The 13,623-nt window shown below is 68.9% G+C and carries 13 protein-coding genes; 5 read left to right on the forward strand and 8 right to left on the reverse strand.

Features of this window, described 5'->3' with window-relative positions; translation table 11 throughout:
- Nucleotides 1-17: 17 nt before the first annotated feature.
- Together J2Y49_RS28855 and J2Y49_RS28860 are read right to left on the reverse strand one after the other, a co-directional pair.
- Entirely contained in the window at nt 18-839 is an 822-nt protein-coding gene (locus J2Y49_RS28855) for a DUF882 domain-containing protein (protein WP_310118934.1), read from the reverse strand.
- A gap of 202 nt (nt 840-1,041) precedes the next feature.
- A complete protein-coding gene (locus J2Y49_RS28860) occupies nt 1,042-1,929 on the reverse strand; it encodes an MBL fold metallo-hydrolase (RefSeq protein ID WP_310118992.1) in 888 nt (295 codons plus the stop codon).
- A 261-nt stretch (nt 1,930-2,190) separates the two neighbouring features.
- On the opposite strand from J2Y49_RS28860, the gene J2Y49_RS28865 reads away from it, so the two are divergent.
- Nucleotides 2,191-2,985, forward strand: coding sequence for a hypothetical protein (locus J2Y49_RS28865; RefSeq protein ID WP_310118935.1), 795 nt, complete (start codon nt 2,191-2,193; stop codon nt 2,983-2,985).
- 30 nt (nt 2,986-3,015) lie between these two features.
- Here J2Y49_RS28865 and J2Y49_RS28870 read toward each other — a convergent pair whose 3' ends face one another.
- Together J2Y49_RS28870 and J2Y49_RS28875 are read right to left on the reverse strand one after the other, a co-directional pair.
- Complete coding sequence (locus J2Y49_RS28870; RefSeq protein WP_310118937.1) at nt 3,016-3,729, reverse strand: response regulator transcription factor; 714 nt, start codon at nt 3,727-3,729, stop codon at nt 3,016-3,018.
- Nucleotides 3,730-3,886: 157 nt separating this feature from the next.
- Nucleotides 3,887-4,417, reverse strand: coding sequence for a glycosyl transferase (locus J2Y49_RS28875; protein ID WP_310118939.1), 531 nt, complete (start codon nt 4,415-4,417; stop codon nt 3,887-3,889).
- Nucleotides 4,418-4,605: 188 nt separating this feature from the next.
- Between J2Y49_RS28875 and ribA the strand changes: the two genes are divergently transcribed.
- The 3 genes from ribA (at nt 4,606) to J2Y49_RS28890 (ending at nt 7,611) form a co-directional block, all read left to right on the forward strand.
- Nucleotides 4,606-5,862 carry a GTP cyclohydrolase II gene (gene ribA / locus J2Y49_RS28880; protein WP_310118941.1) on the forward strand — a complete coding sequence of 419 codons (1,257 nt, stop codon included), beginning with the start codon at nt 4,606-4,608 and terminating at the stop codon, nt 5,860-5,862.
- A gap of 217 nt (nt 5,863-6,079) precedes the next feature.
- A complete protein-coding gene (locus J2Y49_RS28885; protein WP_310118943.1) occupies nt 6,080-7,081 on the forward strand; it encodes a hypothetical protein in 1,002 nt (333 codons plus the stop codon).
- A complete protein-coding gene (locus J2Y49_RS28890) occupies nt 7,078-7,611 on the forward strand; it encodes a L,D-transpeptidase family protein (RefSeq protein WP_310118945.1) in 534 nt (177 codons plus the stop codon). The genes J2Y49_RS28885 and J2Y49_RS28890 overlap by 4 nt, the downstream gene beginning before the upstream one ends.
- Nucleotides 7,612-7,637: 26 nt before the next feature.
- Here the strand turns inward: J2Y49_RS28890 and J2Y49_RS28895 are convergent, their stop codons facing one another.
- On the reverse strand, nt 7,638-8,381 hold the full coding sequence (locus J2Y49_RS28895; protein WP_310118947.1) for a YggS family pyridoxal phosphate-dependent enzyme: 744 nt from the start codon (nt 8,379-8,381) through the stop codon (nt 7,638-7,640).
- Nucleotides 8,382-8,550: 169 nt separating this feature from the next.
- Between J2Y49_RS28895 and J2Y49_RS28900 the strand changes: the two genes are divergently transcribed.
- Nucleotides 8,551-9,138 carry a hypothetical protein gene (locus J2Y49_RS28900; RefSeq protein ID WP_310118949.1) on the forward strand — a complete coding sequence of 196 codons (588 nt, stop codon included), beginning with the start codon at nt 8,551-8,553 and terminating at the stop codon, nt 9,136-9,138.
- Nucleotides 9,139-9,208: 70 nt separating this feature from the next.
- Here the strand turns inward: J2Y49_RS28900 and J2Y49_RS28905 are convergent, their stop codons facing one another.
- From J2Y49_RS28905 to J2Y49_RS28915, 3 genes are all read right to left on the reverse strand, one after another.
- A complete protein-coding gene (locus J2Y49_RS28905; RefSeq protein ID WP_310118951.1) occupies nt 9,209-10,297 on the reverse strand; it encodes a porin in 1,089 nt (362 codons plus the stop codon).
- Between the two features lie 461 nt (nt 10,298-10,758).
- Nucleotides 10,759-11,859, reverse strand: coding sequence for a porin (locus J2Y49_RS28910; RefSeq protein WP_310118953.1), 1,101 nt, complete (start codon nt 11,857-11,859; stop codon nt 10,759-10,761).
- Between the two features lie 312 nt (nt 11,860-12,171).
- Nucleotides 12,172-13,332: a porin gene (locus J2Y49_RS28915; protein WP_149227688.1), complete on the reverse strand. Its 1,161-nt coding sequence runs from the start codon at nt 13,330-13,332 to the stop codon at nt 12,172-12,174.
- Nucleotides 13,333-13,623: the final 291 nt, after the last annotated feature.

Consider the following 13,623-nt stretch of genomic DNA (forward strand, 5'->3'; position numbering starts at 1 on the left):
GGGAATGCGCCCCCAGCTTAGCGTTTTGCCGGCCTCTGCACCGGCATTTCCTTTATCTGGGCCAGGGCCACGCGGACGCGCGCCAGATCGGGCGGCGGCGCCTTGGCTCCGGGAGCCGCCGGGGCCTTCGCAGGAACCTTGATCGGCTTCGATCCCGCATCGGCCACCTGCACGCGCGCCTTCGCGTTGCCGGCCTTCTGGGCGAGCGCCAGCGCCTGGGCTTTGGCGCGGGCACGGGCCTGCGCCTCCAGGATCTGCGGTGCGCGCGGCTCGCCGGTCTTCGGCGTCCAGGTGCGGAAGGGGCCGGTGTCGACATGGACATGGCCGGTGTGGGCGTACATCGCGTAGCCGCCGCGCTGCATCGCCGCCGCCTCCTCCGCCAGCCGGGCCGGAGGTACGCCGGCGATGGAGAAGTCCGCCGCCTGTCCGCGCAGGTGGTAGGAGTTCTCGGCGACGTTCGGGTTGCTGCGGGCGAGGCTGGCGTTGGTGGCGCCCGACCGGTAGCCCGAGGTCAGGCGGATCGGCGACTCGGGCGCTGCGCCGACGCGCTGGCGCAGTTCGACCAGCATGTCGACCAAGGCCGGGTCGATCGGGATCGCCTCGTCGCTGCGGCGGTCGCGGAACAGGACGGAGATCTCGCGCATCGCCACCGGGTCATAGCCGTCGCCGGGGCGCCAGTAGGTGACGGAAACCGATTCGCCGCTGGCGGGGTGGTGCAGGACCACGCTGCGCGGGGAACCGTCCAGCTTCCCGCTTTCCAGCGGCGGCGCCGTGGCGCAGCCGCCAAGCTGCGTCGCGGCGGTCAGGACGGCAAGCACACCAAAGGCACGACCGGTCATGCGCATCGCTTTTCCCCCCAAGCTTTGCACGCCCCAACGATCCCCGCCCGCCCCAATCGTGGCGGGGTTGCAGGTCCGATCTAATACCAAGAATGTCACAAGAGACCAGTGTGACAAAGCAACCTGTGGCGCATTCGACACGCACAAGAGCTTTTCATGGGGGGAAAGGATTTCCGGAATTCAACCCGGACGGAGGGAGGTCTTACAGCGACAGCTCCATCCCCTCACGGGCCACCAGCGATCCGGGTCGCATCGCTTCCGCCTCTGCCGCAATGGCGTCCAGTTCGTCGTCGGTGCGGGCAGGGTCGTGGTGGAAGATCACCGCGCGGCCGACGCCTGCGGCCTCGGCCAGCCGCAGGCACTCCTGCCAGGTCGAATGGCCCCAGCCGACGCGTGCCGGGTATTCGGCGTCGGTGTAGGTGCTGTCATACACCATCAGGTCGGCACCCTGCAGCAGGTCGAGGATCACCGGGTCGCGCCCTTCGGCCGGATGTTCGGTGTCGGTCAGGACGCACAGGCTGCGGCCGCCATGCTCCACCCGATAGCCGGTGGCGCCGTCGGGATGGTTCAGCGCGCAGGTTCGCACCACCACGCCCGGCGCCGGCTCCAGCGTCTGACCGGCCTGGAAGTCGCGGAACTGGCAATCGGCGCGGAAGACGTCCACCGGCACCGGGAACAGCGGCGCCGTCATCATGTCCGACAGCACGGTGCGGAAGGGACGCTCCGGCGGCAGATGCCCGGCCCACAGCCGCAGCCGGCTGACCGGATCGAAGGCGGGGGCGAAAAAGGGCAGTCCGCAGATGTGGTCGAGATGGCTGTGGGTCAGCAGCAGGTCGATGTCGACAGGCCGGCCGCTCCGCGCCAGCGACTCGCCGAGCGGGCGGATGCCTGTGCCGCAGTCGAAGACGATGTGGGCGCCGCCGCAGCGGACCTCGATGCAGGCGGTGTTGCCGCCATAGCGGATGGTTGTCGGCCCGGGCGACGCGATGCTGCCGCGCACGCCCCAGAAGCGGACGGTGAAGGGGGACGTACCGTCGGCCTCTTCCCGGGCGGGCGGGGGAACGGAATCGATCGTATTGCGGACGGTCATGACGGCGCCATGGTGGCGATCCCGCTTGTCCAAGTCTAGAAAATCTCTTACCCCCGTCTCTCTTCCAGGGGTTCCCCTTACGGGCGGAACGTCGGATGGTGGCGCGCCTTTCGATCGGGCAGGCCGCGAGTCGCCGACCCACGAAGGGCACCTGTCCAAACCCATAAGATGTGGTAGGTTGGGGCTCGTCGCGCATTGCGCGGCATGACTTACCAGGGTCCCCGCGCGGGTGGGGACCGGCTCCGGCGGAACCCGACGCGGATGGATCCTGACAAGCTCGCCAAAGTCCTCGCCATGGCCGAGTCGGAGCATCAGGGCGAGGCGCTGTCCGCACTGCGCGCCGCCCGGATCATGCTGTCGCGCGCCGGCCTGTCCTTCCGCGACCTTGCGGAGCGGGCACGAACGCCGGTACCTCCCCAGGCCGCGGAACCGCCTCCCGCCGCCGAGCCCGCCGGTGCGCCGGCCCCGCCGCCGCCGCCGGACGAACTTGTCCGGGGCCTGCGCCGGCAGGTGAAGGATCTGGAGCTGGAACTCGCCACCCTGCGCCGCCAGCTCGACAAGGCGTCGGGCGATGCCGACCGCCAGCGCGAGGAAGCCGACCGTTGGCGCACCCTGGCGCGCGAGACGGCGGAAAAGCTGTGGGACATGGGCAAGGCGCTGGAGCGCAAGCATTCCCGCCACGCCGACACCGACAAGCGGCGCGCCGTGCTGGATCTCCTGCAGGACCCCGGCAGCGCACTGCTGTCCGACCGCGAGATCGCACGCCGCGTCGGCGTATCGCCGCATGACGTCAGCCACTGGCGCCGCAGGATGGCGATCGTCGGGCGCAAGCTGCGTCTGCTGCCCGTGGTGCCGCGCGGCCGCGGCCTGTGGGGCGGGCCGTCCGCCATCGGCCTGGGCGCAGCGCGGCTGGGCCGGCTTCCGTCGGGGGAGCGCGAACGCCAGCGCTGGCTGGGCTTCGCCGGCGAAGTCACCATCGCCGAACGGGGAAGCCGTCGGGAACTGGCGCCTTGCGGGCGGCCTAATCACGGGCGGCCCACTCATGGCCGGCGTTGAATCACGACACGCCGATTGCGCTGCTGGGCGTTAAGGGACCAGCCGGTAGCCGCCGGGCTCCGTCACCAGGATGCGGGCGTTGGACGGATCGGCCTCGATCTTCTGGCGCAGGCGGTAGACGTGGGTCTCCAGCGTGTGGGTGGTGACCGCGGCGTTGTAGCCCCAGACCTCTCCCAGCAGAGTCTCGCGTCCCACCACCAGATCGCCGGCCCGGTACAGGTATTTCAGGATCGCCGTTTCCTTTTCGGTCAGGCGGATCTTCCTGTTGGCGGCCTCGTCCAGCAGCAGCTTGGCGCCGGGGCGGAAGCTGTAGGGGCCGATGGCGAAGACGGCGTCCTCCGTCTGCTCGAACTGGCGCAGCTGGGCGCGCAGCCGGGCGATCAGCACCCCCAGGCGGAAGGGCTTGGTCACATAGTCGTTGGCGCCGGATTCCAGCCCCAGGATGGTGTCGGCATCGCCGGCCGATGCGGTCAGCATGATGATGGGGCAGCGCACGCCTTCGCGTCGCAGCAGCTTGCAGACATCGCGCCCGTCCATGTCCGGCAGCCCGACGTCGAGCAGGATGGCGGAAAAACCGGCCCCCGCGGCCCCTGCCGCCGCACCGGCCCGGACTGCGTTCAATGCCCCGGCGCCGTCGCCGGCCTCCTCGGTCTCGAACTCCTCCAGCAGCCGCAGCTGCTCCGCCAGCGACTGGCGCAGGGCGGTGTCGTCATCGACCAGGAGGATGCGCTTTGCAGGGATCATGGGGCGTGCGGCACGAAAGCGGGAAGCGGGCGCCGCCGGACGGCAAGGTCGGGGCCGTGCCTTAGTAGCATGGCGGCGGTGGATTGTCGTGGTGGCTTGTGGGCGGGGCGGAAGGGCGGGGCGGAAGGGGGCGGGGCGGGGCGCTGCCGGACGCTCCCTACAGCGTGGCCAGCACCGCCATCAGCGCCGCCGCACCGCCGCCGTCCGCAGCGGCACGGATCACACGGTCGGGCTGGACCCCCAGCGCCCGCACCGCGGCGGCGGTCTCGTCGTCCGGCACCACGACCCGGCGCATGAGAGACAGCGCGCCCTGTTCCAGGTTGCGGCGCACCGCGGCCTCGTCGGCGGTCAGGGCCGGATCGGTCCAGTGCAGCCGGTCGACCAGAGCGACGAAGCGCAGGCGGCGGTCGTCGGCCGGCAGGCTGGCGGCCAGATTGAACAGGGCGTTGCCGTCCAGCAGGACCGGCGCGCGGTCGGGCAGCCGGGCCAGGGCGATGTCGGCAGCCAGGATCGCCGACGGATCGACCTGCGGGTACGGGCCGGGCAGGGCGTGTACGGTCATGCCGGTCCCGGCGGCGCACAACGCCTCGACCATGCGGCGGCCAAAGGAGTCGGCTGGCAGCTCGGCCGGCATCACCGCATGAAGGGAAGCGGGCGGCTGTTGGGGCGGCAGGGTCTCGATCGTCACGGCGCATGGGCTCCGGATGAGGGTATGATCGGGGCAGGCTAGCGGGATCGTTGCGCCTTCGGCAACGGTGTGGCGCGCGGGAATCGCTGGACAGGAGCGCGCCACCTGCGCTTTGCTTCGGCCGCCGAACGCACCATGTCCCGTTCTTGCGCCGAAACCGGCGCTCCCGCTACGCAAAGCCGCTGACGATGCAAGCCGAACACCCGACCGACACCACCACGACGGCCACCCTGTCCGCACCCGCGGCTTCCTCCGCGCCCATCGACGAGGCTGCCGTGCGCGCCGTCGACCGGGCGCTGGCTGCGCTGCGCCGTGGTGAGGTCGTGGCGATCGAGACCGCCGACGGCACCGTCGGCGCGGCGGTGTCGGTGGAATCGGTGGCGCTCGACGCGGTGGAACGGCTGAAGGCGCTGACCGGCGGCACGCCGCGGCTGGTGGTCACCCGCCGCCGCGCCGTGGTGCTGGGGCTTGCCTCCGCCGACGCGGCGCAGCCGGTGAGCGACATCGCCGGCGATCAGGCGCCGGGGTCCTCCACCGAAAGCTTCGGCGCCATGGCGCTCGACCGGCCCGGCGGGCTGACCGCCGACCAGGCGCATGCGCTGGCCGATCCCGAACAGCACCCCCAGGCGCAGGGCGCGCTGCCGGCCGGATTGACCGTCGCTGACGCCCGTCCCGGCAGCCGCGAGGCCGCCGCCGTCGATCTCGCCCGTCTGGCCCGCCTGCTTCCCGCCGCCATCACCGCCGACCTGCCGTCCTCCGGCCCGGCTGCCGGCACCAGCGCCGCCGACTGGGCGGCGGAGCACGACCTGCTGCTGGTGCGAGCGTCGGACGTCGCCGATTACCGCGTCCATGTGGTGCGCACCCTGCGCCGCGTCGCCGACGCGCGGGTGCCGCTGGTGGGGTCGGAGAACACGCGCATCTACGCCTTCCGCCCGGCCGATGGCGGGCCGGAGCATCTGGCGATCGTCATCGGCGATCCCGATCCGGACCAGCCGGTGCTGGCCCGCCTGCATTCCGAGTGCTTCACCGGCGACCTGCTGGGATCCCTGCGCTGCGACTGCGGCGACCAGCTGCGCGGCGCCATCGCCGAGATCGCCCGGCAGGGCAGCGGCGTGCTCCTGTATCTGGCGCAGGAAGGGCGCGGCATCGGGCTGGTCAACAAGCTGCGCGCCTACCGGATCCAGGACCGCGGGTTCGACACCGTGGACGCCAACGAGATCCTCGGCTTCGAAGCGGACGAACGGGTCTATCTGCCGGCGGCGGAGATGCTGCGCCAGCTGGGCTTCTCGGCCGTGCGGCTGATGACCAACAATCCGGAGAAGCTGCGCCAGCTCGCCCGCTGCGGCATCGCGGTGGTGGAGCGGGTGGCCCATATCTTCCCCGCCAACGGCCACAACGAGGGCTACCTGCGCACCAAGGCGGAACGCAGCGGCCACATGTTCTGAGCCATTGGTTCCGAGCCGGAATGGCGGGGCACGAATCGCCCCGCCGACCCGGCAGTTCTTGCCGCCATCCGCCATCGCCCCCGCCACTGGGAATCGGATTCCGGGTGCGGACCGCCCCGAAGCTCCCGAATCGCGGGATTCCGTACCGGGTGGGACCGGTCGGGTTGGCATAAGGATTGCTGTACCCTGTGGTGACCACCGAGCCGGGAGACCGCCCATGGCCATCGACGCCACCACCATCGACAGCAGCGCCGTCCATCGTCCGGCGCCGCGCGAAAAAGCGTCGCCGGTCATCGACGGCGGCCACAATGGCGGGTCGGTCGAAATCCAGGGCGACATGTCCTTCTGGGACTTCCTGGACATCATCAACCCGCTGCAGCACATCCCGATCGTCAGCACCGTCTATCGCGAGATCACCGGCGACACCATCCAGCCGTCCATGCGGGTCATGGGCGACATCCTGTATGGCGGCGTCATCGGCGGCATGGCGTCCATTGCCAACGCGGTGATCGAACAGTCGACGGGCAAGGATGTCGGTGAGACGGTCATGGCCTCGCTCGGCTTTGGGGGCGGCGACCATCCCGCCACCCCCACGGCCGTCGCGGACGCCTCGGGGGGGCCGGCCAAATCCGGCTCCCCCGCGGATCCGTCCGGTAAGCAGCCGTCCAAGGCCGCGGAGGGAGCACCGCCCGCAGGCGGTCTCGCCGCGGCACTGGCGGCGGCCAGCCCCACGGCACCTTCGGCCGCTTCCGCTGCGAACTCCCCCATGGCGACCGGTCAGCCGGTCAGGCTCTCCGCTCCCGGCCCCGCTCCTGCGTCCGCCCCTGCCGCCGAGGCCTCGCCGGCCCTGGTGGCGCAGCTGGCGGGCGGTGGTGCGGTGCCGCACCCCAGCAAGATGCCGGCGCGCGACACCCCGCTCGCCAGTTCCGCCCTGGCCAAGCACAGCGTGCCCCGCAACGCCGCGCCGGTCCCCGGATCGGTCATGGCCGCGGCGCGAGCCGCCGGTGCCGCTCCCGCCAACGGCAACCAGGCTGCGCCCGCCCAGCCCACCAATGCACAGCCCGCCAGCGCCGCGCCGGGCGATGCAGCCGCGACCGCCGGGCCGGCGGCTGTTTCGCCGGACATGCTGTCGGAAACGATGATGCGCAATCTGGCGAAGTACGAGCAGTCGCGCAAAGCGGCCCAGGGCGCCACCGGCACCACGCGGGTATCGGGATGAGCATCGAGATCATCGTGACGCCGGACGGCGGTCCGGAGGCGACCACCGGCCGCCTGCGCTGGCCCGGCGGCGATGTCGCTTGCGTGCTCGGCCGCGGCGGCGTGCGCACCGACAAGCGGGAGGGCGACGGCGCTACCCCCGTAGGCCGCTTCGTGCTGCGCCGTGTCCTGTGGCGCGCCGACCGGCTGCCGCCGCCGGAAACCGGCCTGCCGCTCGGCGCCATCGCCGAGGATGACGGTTGGTGCGACTCGCCCGAGGATCCGGCCTACAACCGTCCTGTCACGCGACCCTATCCCGCCAGCCACGAGGCGATGTGGCGGGACGACCATGTCTACGACATCGTGGTGGTGATGGGGCACAACGACGACCCGGTGGTGCCGGGACTGGGCAGTGCCGTGTTCCTGCACCTGATCCGCCCGGACCGCACGCCGACCGCCGGCTGTGTCGCGCTGGCGCCCGACGACATGCTGCGCCTGCTGAAAGACTGCGACCCGGACAGCGCGCTGAGCGTCGCCGCACCTGCGGGATGATGCGCCTGCCGGAAAAATGCGGGCCGTTATTCCGCGGGATAGGGACGCGCGCCGAAGATCGCCGTGCCCACCCGCACATGGGTGGCGCCGAACCGCACCGCCGTCTCGTAATCGCCGCTCATGCCCATGCTGATCTCGGCCAGTCCCAGCCGGCGCGCCATCTCCGCCAGCAGGGCGAAATGCATCGCCGGCTCCTCGTCCACCGGCGGGATGCACATCAGTCCGGTGACGGGCAGCCCCAGACGGTCGCGGCAGTCGGCCAGGAAGGCTTCGACCTCGGCCGGGGCGATGCCGGCCTTCTGCGGCTCCTCGCCGGTGTTGACCTCGATGAGGCAGCGCGGGCGGCGGCCGGTCTTCGCCATCTCCTCCGCCAGAGCTTCCGCCAGCTTGGGGCGGTCCAGTGTCTGGATCACGTCGAACAGCGCGACGGCGTCCTTGACCTTGTTGGTCTGCAGCGGTCCGATCAGGTGCAGTTCCAGATCGGGAAAACGCTCCTTCAGTGCCGGGAACTTGGCCTTGGCCTCCTGCACGCGGTTTTCGCCGAACACGCGCTGGCCGGCCGACAGCGCTTCCTCCACCGCTTCGGCGGGGTGGGTCTTCGACACCGCGACCAGCGTCACCGCCCCCTCGCCCCGACCGCAGGCCGCAGCCGTTTCCGCGATGGCGCGGCGCACCGAGTCGAGCCGGGCCGTCACGCCGTCCGCAGTCGCGGAACCGCCTGCTTCGCCGCTGGTTTGCGTATCTTTGCCAGTGCCCTGCGTCGTCGTCATGGCCGCCCCCAATCCGGTCGCTGCGGGTGTACAGCGCTTCCGCGGCGTGTTAGCGGACGGTCCGCGGAAACGCAAGCGCCCCAACGCGCCCTACCCAATGCACTTGGACGGGGGCGCCTGGATGGGGGCACCGGCATCGTCATCGTCTGCACATCGAGGAGACCTCCGCATGCGGAGTCCGTTTCGTTCCCTGCTCTCCGCCAGCCTGCTTGCCGCCGCGGCCGCCTTGCCGGCGGCACTGACCGCCGGCCTCATTGCCGCCACCCCCGTCCGCGCCGAAGAGCACGCGAAACCCGCACCGAAGGCTGCGGCACCGGCAAAGCCCACCGGCAAGCAGGGGAAGGCCAAGGTCATGGCGGGGTCGCCGATGACCAAGGTCCGCTTCAGCGAGCCCGCTTATCCGCTGACCGATGACGGCACCTACCGCAGCTATATGGACAAGATCCTGGACGAATTCGGCCGCCGTTGCGTGCGCCAGGAGCAGTTCGGCTGGGAGGTTGCCAAGGACGACCAGGAGCGGCTGGACTTCATCTTCCAGGGCACCATGGCCAACTATGGCCGCCTCGGCTACCTGCTGGGCGAAATCCATCCCAAGGCGGTGACCGATTCCGAGACCCTCGCCTTCCTCGCCGATCGCGAGAAGTCGCGCTATCTGCTGGTCTGGACGCCGCTGGAGTCATCGGTGCTGTTCATGATGTGCGAGACAGCGGACAAGAACGCCAAATCGGAACCGCCCAAATCGGCCCCGAAGAAGTGAGCGGCCTGAAAAACGAAAAGGCGGCGGATCGCTCCGCCGCCTTTTCCATGTCCGATCCGGAACCCGCCGCTCAGAAGGCGAAGCGGGTGTCCCACAGGATGATGTTGGCGTCGTTGCTCACGCCGCCGACCTTATTGTCGAGATAGCTGTATTCCAGACCGGTGGTCAGGCCGGGGGCGACGGTGTAGGTCACGCCGGCCTGCCAGACATGGGCACGGGAATTCAGACCGGCGAAGTCGCTGTCGATGCCCTGGGCGTCGGTGTAGTTGGCGGCCAGGATGACCGGCCCCATGGTGTAGTTGACGCCGACGATCCAGAGCTGCTGGTCGTCCACGCCGCGGGTGCCGGTGGCATAGCCGCTGTCGCCGCTGAAGGCATAGCTGCCGCCGACCTTGAACCCGGCGTAGGACACATTGGCGCCGACATGGACCGAGGACAGATCCTCAAGCCCGCTGGCCGCCTTGGCGAACTGGTAGGCGGCGCTCGCCTCCACGCCGAAGCCGCTGAACTCGCCCTTGTAGGTGGCCTGGATTTCAGCCATGTCGCGGTAGGCGGTGCTGTTCTTGACGCGGTTCACGTCGGTGTTGCTGCTGCCGTAGGTCGGCGTGTAGGCGGCACCGACCTGGAAGCCGGAGAAGCTCGGCGACAGGTAGATGATCTTGGAACTGGCGTCGCCCGACTCCAGCGTGCGCAGGCTGCCCAGCACATAGGGGGCGCCGTTGGCATTGACGTAGTAGTTCAGGTACTGGGCGTCCGGCGACCCTTCGATGCCTTCGACGTTCGGGCCGATGATGCCGTATTCGTCCGACAGGCCGTTGATCACGCCGGCCTGGATCGTGCCGAAGCTGCCGTTCACGAACATGAACGCGCGGTCGCTGTCGGTGCTGCGGTTGTTGCCGGTGCCGCCGGCGGCACGCAGGCGCAGGCGGGCGCCGTATTCCAGGCCGTTGTCGGACTTGGCCGTCGGCGTGATGGTCAGGCGGAAGCGGTTGGCGAACTCGGTCTGGCGCAGGCCGGTGTCGATGTCCTGGTCGACGTAGGCGCCCTGGAAGTAGGCGTCGCCACCCAGCAGGATGTCGAACTTCGACTGGGCCGAGGCGGTGCCGCAGCCGGCGGCGAGGGCAACAGCGGCGCAGCCGATGACGAGAGAACGCTTCATGGATGTCATCCTTGGTGCATGCATCCCGGCGGTCCTGATTGCGATCCCGGGGTGCCAGCGGTGTCTTTGTACCCCATGACTTAATCCCGCCCCCATCAGGCCGGCAAGTGGCAAAGAGACGGACAGTCTTCGCATTCCAGCCGCAGTTGCGCGGAAAACACGGAATCCCGGATCATGTCGCTTTGGATGCTAAGCAACCGCTCCTGCTTCAGTGGTGACTTCATCGAATATCACCGCAATATCACTCGGACGGGGTAATCAACTTGGTGAAGAGCGACAGCATGGCTGTTGCGAACAAAAATACGTGGGGGGAGCGGAAGCTCTGCTTCGATCGAATGGCGGCCATGTTGCGGAGCCTCGCCGCCTGGGCTGCGCACACGAAAAAGTCCGACGGAGCGGACATAAAAAGAGGCGGCGGATTTCTCCGCCGCCCTCGCGTTTGCTGCCAGGAAGCCCGCCCCTTAGAAGGAGAAGCGGGTGTCCCACAGAACGATGTTGGCGTCGTTGTTCACGCCGCCCGACTTGTTGTCGACGTAGCTGTACTCCAGGCCCGTGGTCAGGCCCGGGGCGACGGTGTAGGTCACGCCGGCCTGGTAGATGTGGGCGCGGGCATAATCGGCCGCGGTGGCGGCGCCGCTGCCGACATTGGCGCCCTTGGCGTCGGTGTAGGTGGCGGCCAGGATGACCGGACCCAGGGTGTACTGGGCACCAACCAGCCAGATCTGGTTGTCGTCGACGCCGCGGTGGCCCTTGGCGTAGCCGCTGTCGCCGCTGAAGGCATAGCTGCCGCCGATGGCGAAGGCGCCGTAGGTCAGGGTCGCGCCGGTGTGGACCGACGACAGATCCTCGAAGCCCGACGGAGCTTCGGCGAACTGGTAGGCAACGCTCGCCTCCACGCCGAAGCCGCCGAACTCACCCTTATAGCCGGCCTGGATTTCGCCCATGTCGTTGTAGGTGACGTTCTTGCGGCGGTTCACGTCGGTGTTGCTGCTGCCGTAGGTCGGCGTGTAGGCAGCGGACATCTTGAAGCCGGCGAAGCTCGGGGTGGTGTAGACGATCTTGGTGCTGGCGTCGCCCGACTCCAGCGTGCGCAGCGAACCGGTGACGTACGGCAGCGAGGTGACGCCGTAGTAGTTGGCGTAGAAGCCGTCCGGGCTGCCCGAGATGCCGTCGACGTTCGGACCGATGACGCCCCAGTCATCCGACGGGCCGTTGGTCACGCCGGCCTGCACCGAACCGAAAGTGCCGTTCACGAAGATGAACGCGCGGTCGGCGTCGGTGGTGCGGACGTTGCTGGTGCCGCTGGCGGCGCGCAGGCGCAGGCGGGCGCCGTATTCCAGACCGTTGTCGGCCTTGGCGGTCGGCGTGACGGTCAGGCGGAAGCGGTTGGAGAACTCGGTCTGGCGCAGGCCGCTGTCGTTGTCCTGGTCGACGTAGGCGCCCTGGAAGAAGGCGTCGCCGCCCATCAGGATATCGAACTTGGACTTGGACTGGGCCGAGGCGGTGCCGCAGCCGGCGGCGAGGGCAACGGCGGCGCAGCCGATGACGAGAGAGCGCTTCATGGATTGTCCATCCTTGTGCGTACGCCCCGTATAAGCGGGAGCGCGCGGTTGTCTTTGTAGCTATGACTTAACCGCGCGCGGTTTCGGCCGGCAAGAGGCAAACTGCAGCGCCTTCACACGTCCGCAACACAGTTGCAGCGAAAGCACACAGCCAACTCGTTGATATATAACAATAATATGGGCGTGCCGAATTTTTGGCACATTCGCAGCACTGATTTTGGGCGACTTGCCTGGAAAATGCGCAAGAAAAAAGGCGGTGGCCGAAGCCACCGCCCTTCTTGTCCGTTGCCGGACGTCTGATCGGAAGACCGATTAGAACGCCAGGATCGAGCGGACCAGCACGACGTTGCCCTTGTCGCTGAGAGCCGAGGTCTCGGCGTCCAGGTCGAAGTAGTCGTACTGAGCCTGCAGGGTCAGGCCCGGAGCGACGGTGTAGCCGACGCCGATTTCGTAGACCTGCAGCTCGCGGTCGCCACGCAGGGCCACCGAGCCGGCGTCCTTGCCGTTCTTGTAGTTGGCGCCGACGACGATCGGGCCGGTGGTGTACTGAGCACCGACAACCCAGTTACGGGTGTTCTCGGTGAACAGACCGGCGCGGTCGTTCAGGCCCGACTTGCCGTAGTCGGTGTAGCTGCCGCCGACGCTGAAGCCAGCGTAGCCGACGGTGGCACCGGCCTGCCAGCCGTTCAGGTCCTTGTAGTTGGAGCCGGCGACGTTGCCGACGGCCTCACCCCACATGTAGCCGGCGCTGGCCTTGACGGTCACGCCACCGAAGGTGTTGTTGTAGTTCGCGCCGACTTCCACCATGTCCTGGTAGGTGCCGTTGCCACCGGCGGCGAAGGTGCCGATGGTGTCGGTACGGTTCACGTCGGTGTGCGAGCTGTCGTTACGCGGGGTGTAGCTGGCGCCCAGCTGCAGACCGGCGAAACGCGGCGAGAAGTAGACGATCTTGGTGGCGTTGGCATCGGCGTTCAGCGACGGCCAAATGATGCTGTTGCCGGTAACGGTCGAGGCCGGGCCGTTGCCACCGATGTTGGTGTTCGGACCGAACCAGTTCTGGACCTGATCGACCAGGCCGAGCGGCAGGTAGTCGGTCGGGGCCGAGACGTAGGTCTCGTCGTTGAAGGAGTTGGTCACGCCCAGGCGGACCTGGCCGAAGGTGCCCTGCGCGAAGATGTACGCGCGGTCAGCGTCGGTGGTGCGGCCGTTGTTGGCACCGGCGTTCGCGCGGAAGCGCAGACGGGCACCGTACTCCAGGCCGTTGTCGGCCTTGGCGGACGGGATGATGTTGATGCGCAGACGGTTGCGGAACTCGGTCGAGCGCAGGCCGGCGTCCAGATCCTGATCGACGTAGCCGGCTTCGAAGTAGGCGTCGCCGCCAACCTTGACTTCGAACTTGGCCTGGGCGTTGGCAGCGCCAGCACCGAGAGCGAGAGCAGCGGCGGCAGCGCCGGCCAGCAGATAACGGTTCATGATTGTTGCCTCCATCCTGGCAGCAGATGTTTCAGCCTGGTTGACGTCCTGGCTGAGACTTTCGTACGCACCCCGGCCCTTGCCAGCAAGCGGCAAATCTCCGGGATTGCTGCATTGGGGGGACAGTGTGTCGCACGGAGCACACTAAGAAGGGGGGCTCCGGCCTGCCCGCCACAGTCGAGCAGGGCAGGGGCGGACTGTTGTCGTCCTGTTGTGGCGGGGCGGGGCAAAGACGCATCCGCTGTTGCGTGGGGCCGTCCACTTATGGTCTGTTCACCGGCATTCCGCGCG

The sequence above is a fragment of the Azospirillum sp. BE72 genome (assembly GCF_031455875.1).
Classification (GTDB): domain Bacteria; phylum Pseudomonadota; class Alphaproteobacteria; order Azospirillales; family Azospirillaceae; genus Azospirillum.

Excerpts from the sequence above, each read along its gene's own strand:
- J2Y49_RS28855 (WP_310118934.1), bottom strand. The coding sequence starts at position 839 with ATGACCGGTCGTGCCTTTGGTGTGCTTGCCGTCCTGACCGCCGCGACG.
- J2Y49_RS28860 (WP_310118992.1), bottom strand. The coding sequence starts at position 1,929 with ATGACCGTCCGCAATACGATCGATTCCGTTCCCCCGCCCGCCCGGGAA.
- J2Y49_RS28865 (WP_310118935.1), top strand. The coding sequence starts at position 2,191 with ATGGATCCTGACAAGCTCGCCAAAGTCCTCGCCATGGCCGAGTCGGAG.
- J2Y49_RS28870 (WP_310118937.1), bottom strand. The coding sequence starts at position 3,729 with ATGATCCCTGCAAAGCGCATCCTCCTGGTCGATGACGACACCGCCCTG.
- ribA (WP_310118941.1), top strand. The coding sequence starts at position 4,606 with ATGCAAGCCGAACACCCGACCGACACCACCACGACGGCCACCCTGTCC.
- J2Y49_RS28885 (WP_310118943.1), top strand. The coding sequence starts at position 6,080 with ATGGCCATCGACGCCACCACCATCGACAGCAGCGCCGTCCATCGTCCG.
- J2Y49_RS28890 (WP_310118945.1), top strand. The coding sequence starts at position 7,078 with ATGAGCATCGAGATCATCGTGACGCCGGACGGCGGTCCGGAGGCGACC.
- J2Y49_RS28895 (WP_310118947.1), bottom strand. The coding sequence starts at position 8,381 with ATGACGACGACGCAGGGCACTGGCAAAGATACGCAAACCAGCGGCGAA.
- J2Y49_RS28900 (WP_310118949.1), top strand. The coding sequence starts at position 8,551 with ATGCGGAGTCCGTTTCGTTCCCTGCTCTCCGCCAGCCTGCTTGCCGCC.
- J2Y49_RS28905 (WP_310118951.1), bottom strand. The coding sequence starts at position 10,297 with ATGAAGCGTTCTCTCGTCATCGGCTGCGCCGCTGTTGCCCTCGCCGCC.
- J2Y49_RS28910 (WP_310118953.1), bottom strand. The coding sequence starts at position 11,859 with ATGAAGCGCTCTCTCGTCATCGGCTGCGCCGCCGTTGCCCTCGCCGCC.
- J2Y49_RS28915 (WP_149227688.1), bottom strand. The coding sequence starts at position 13,332 with ATGAACCGTTATCTGCTGGCCGGCGCTGCCGCCGCTGCTCTCGCTCTC.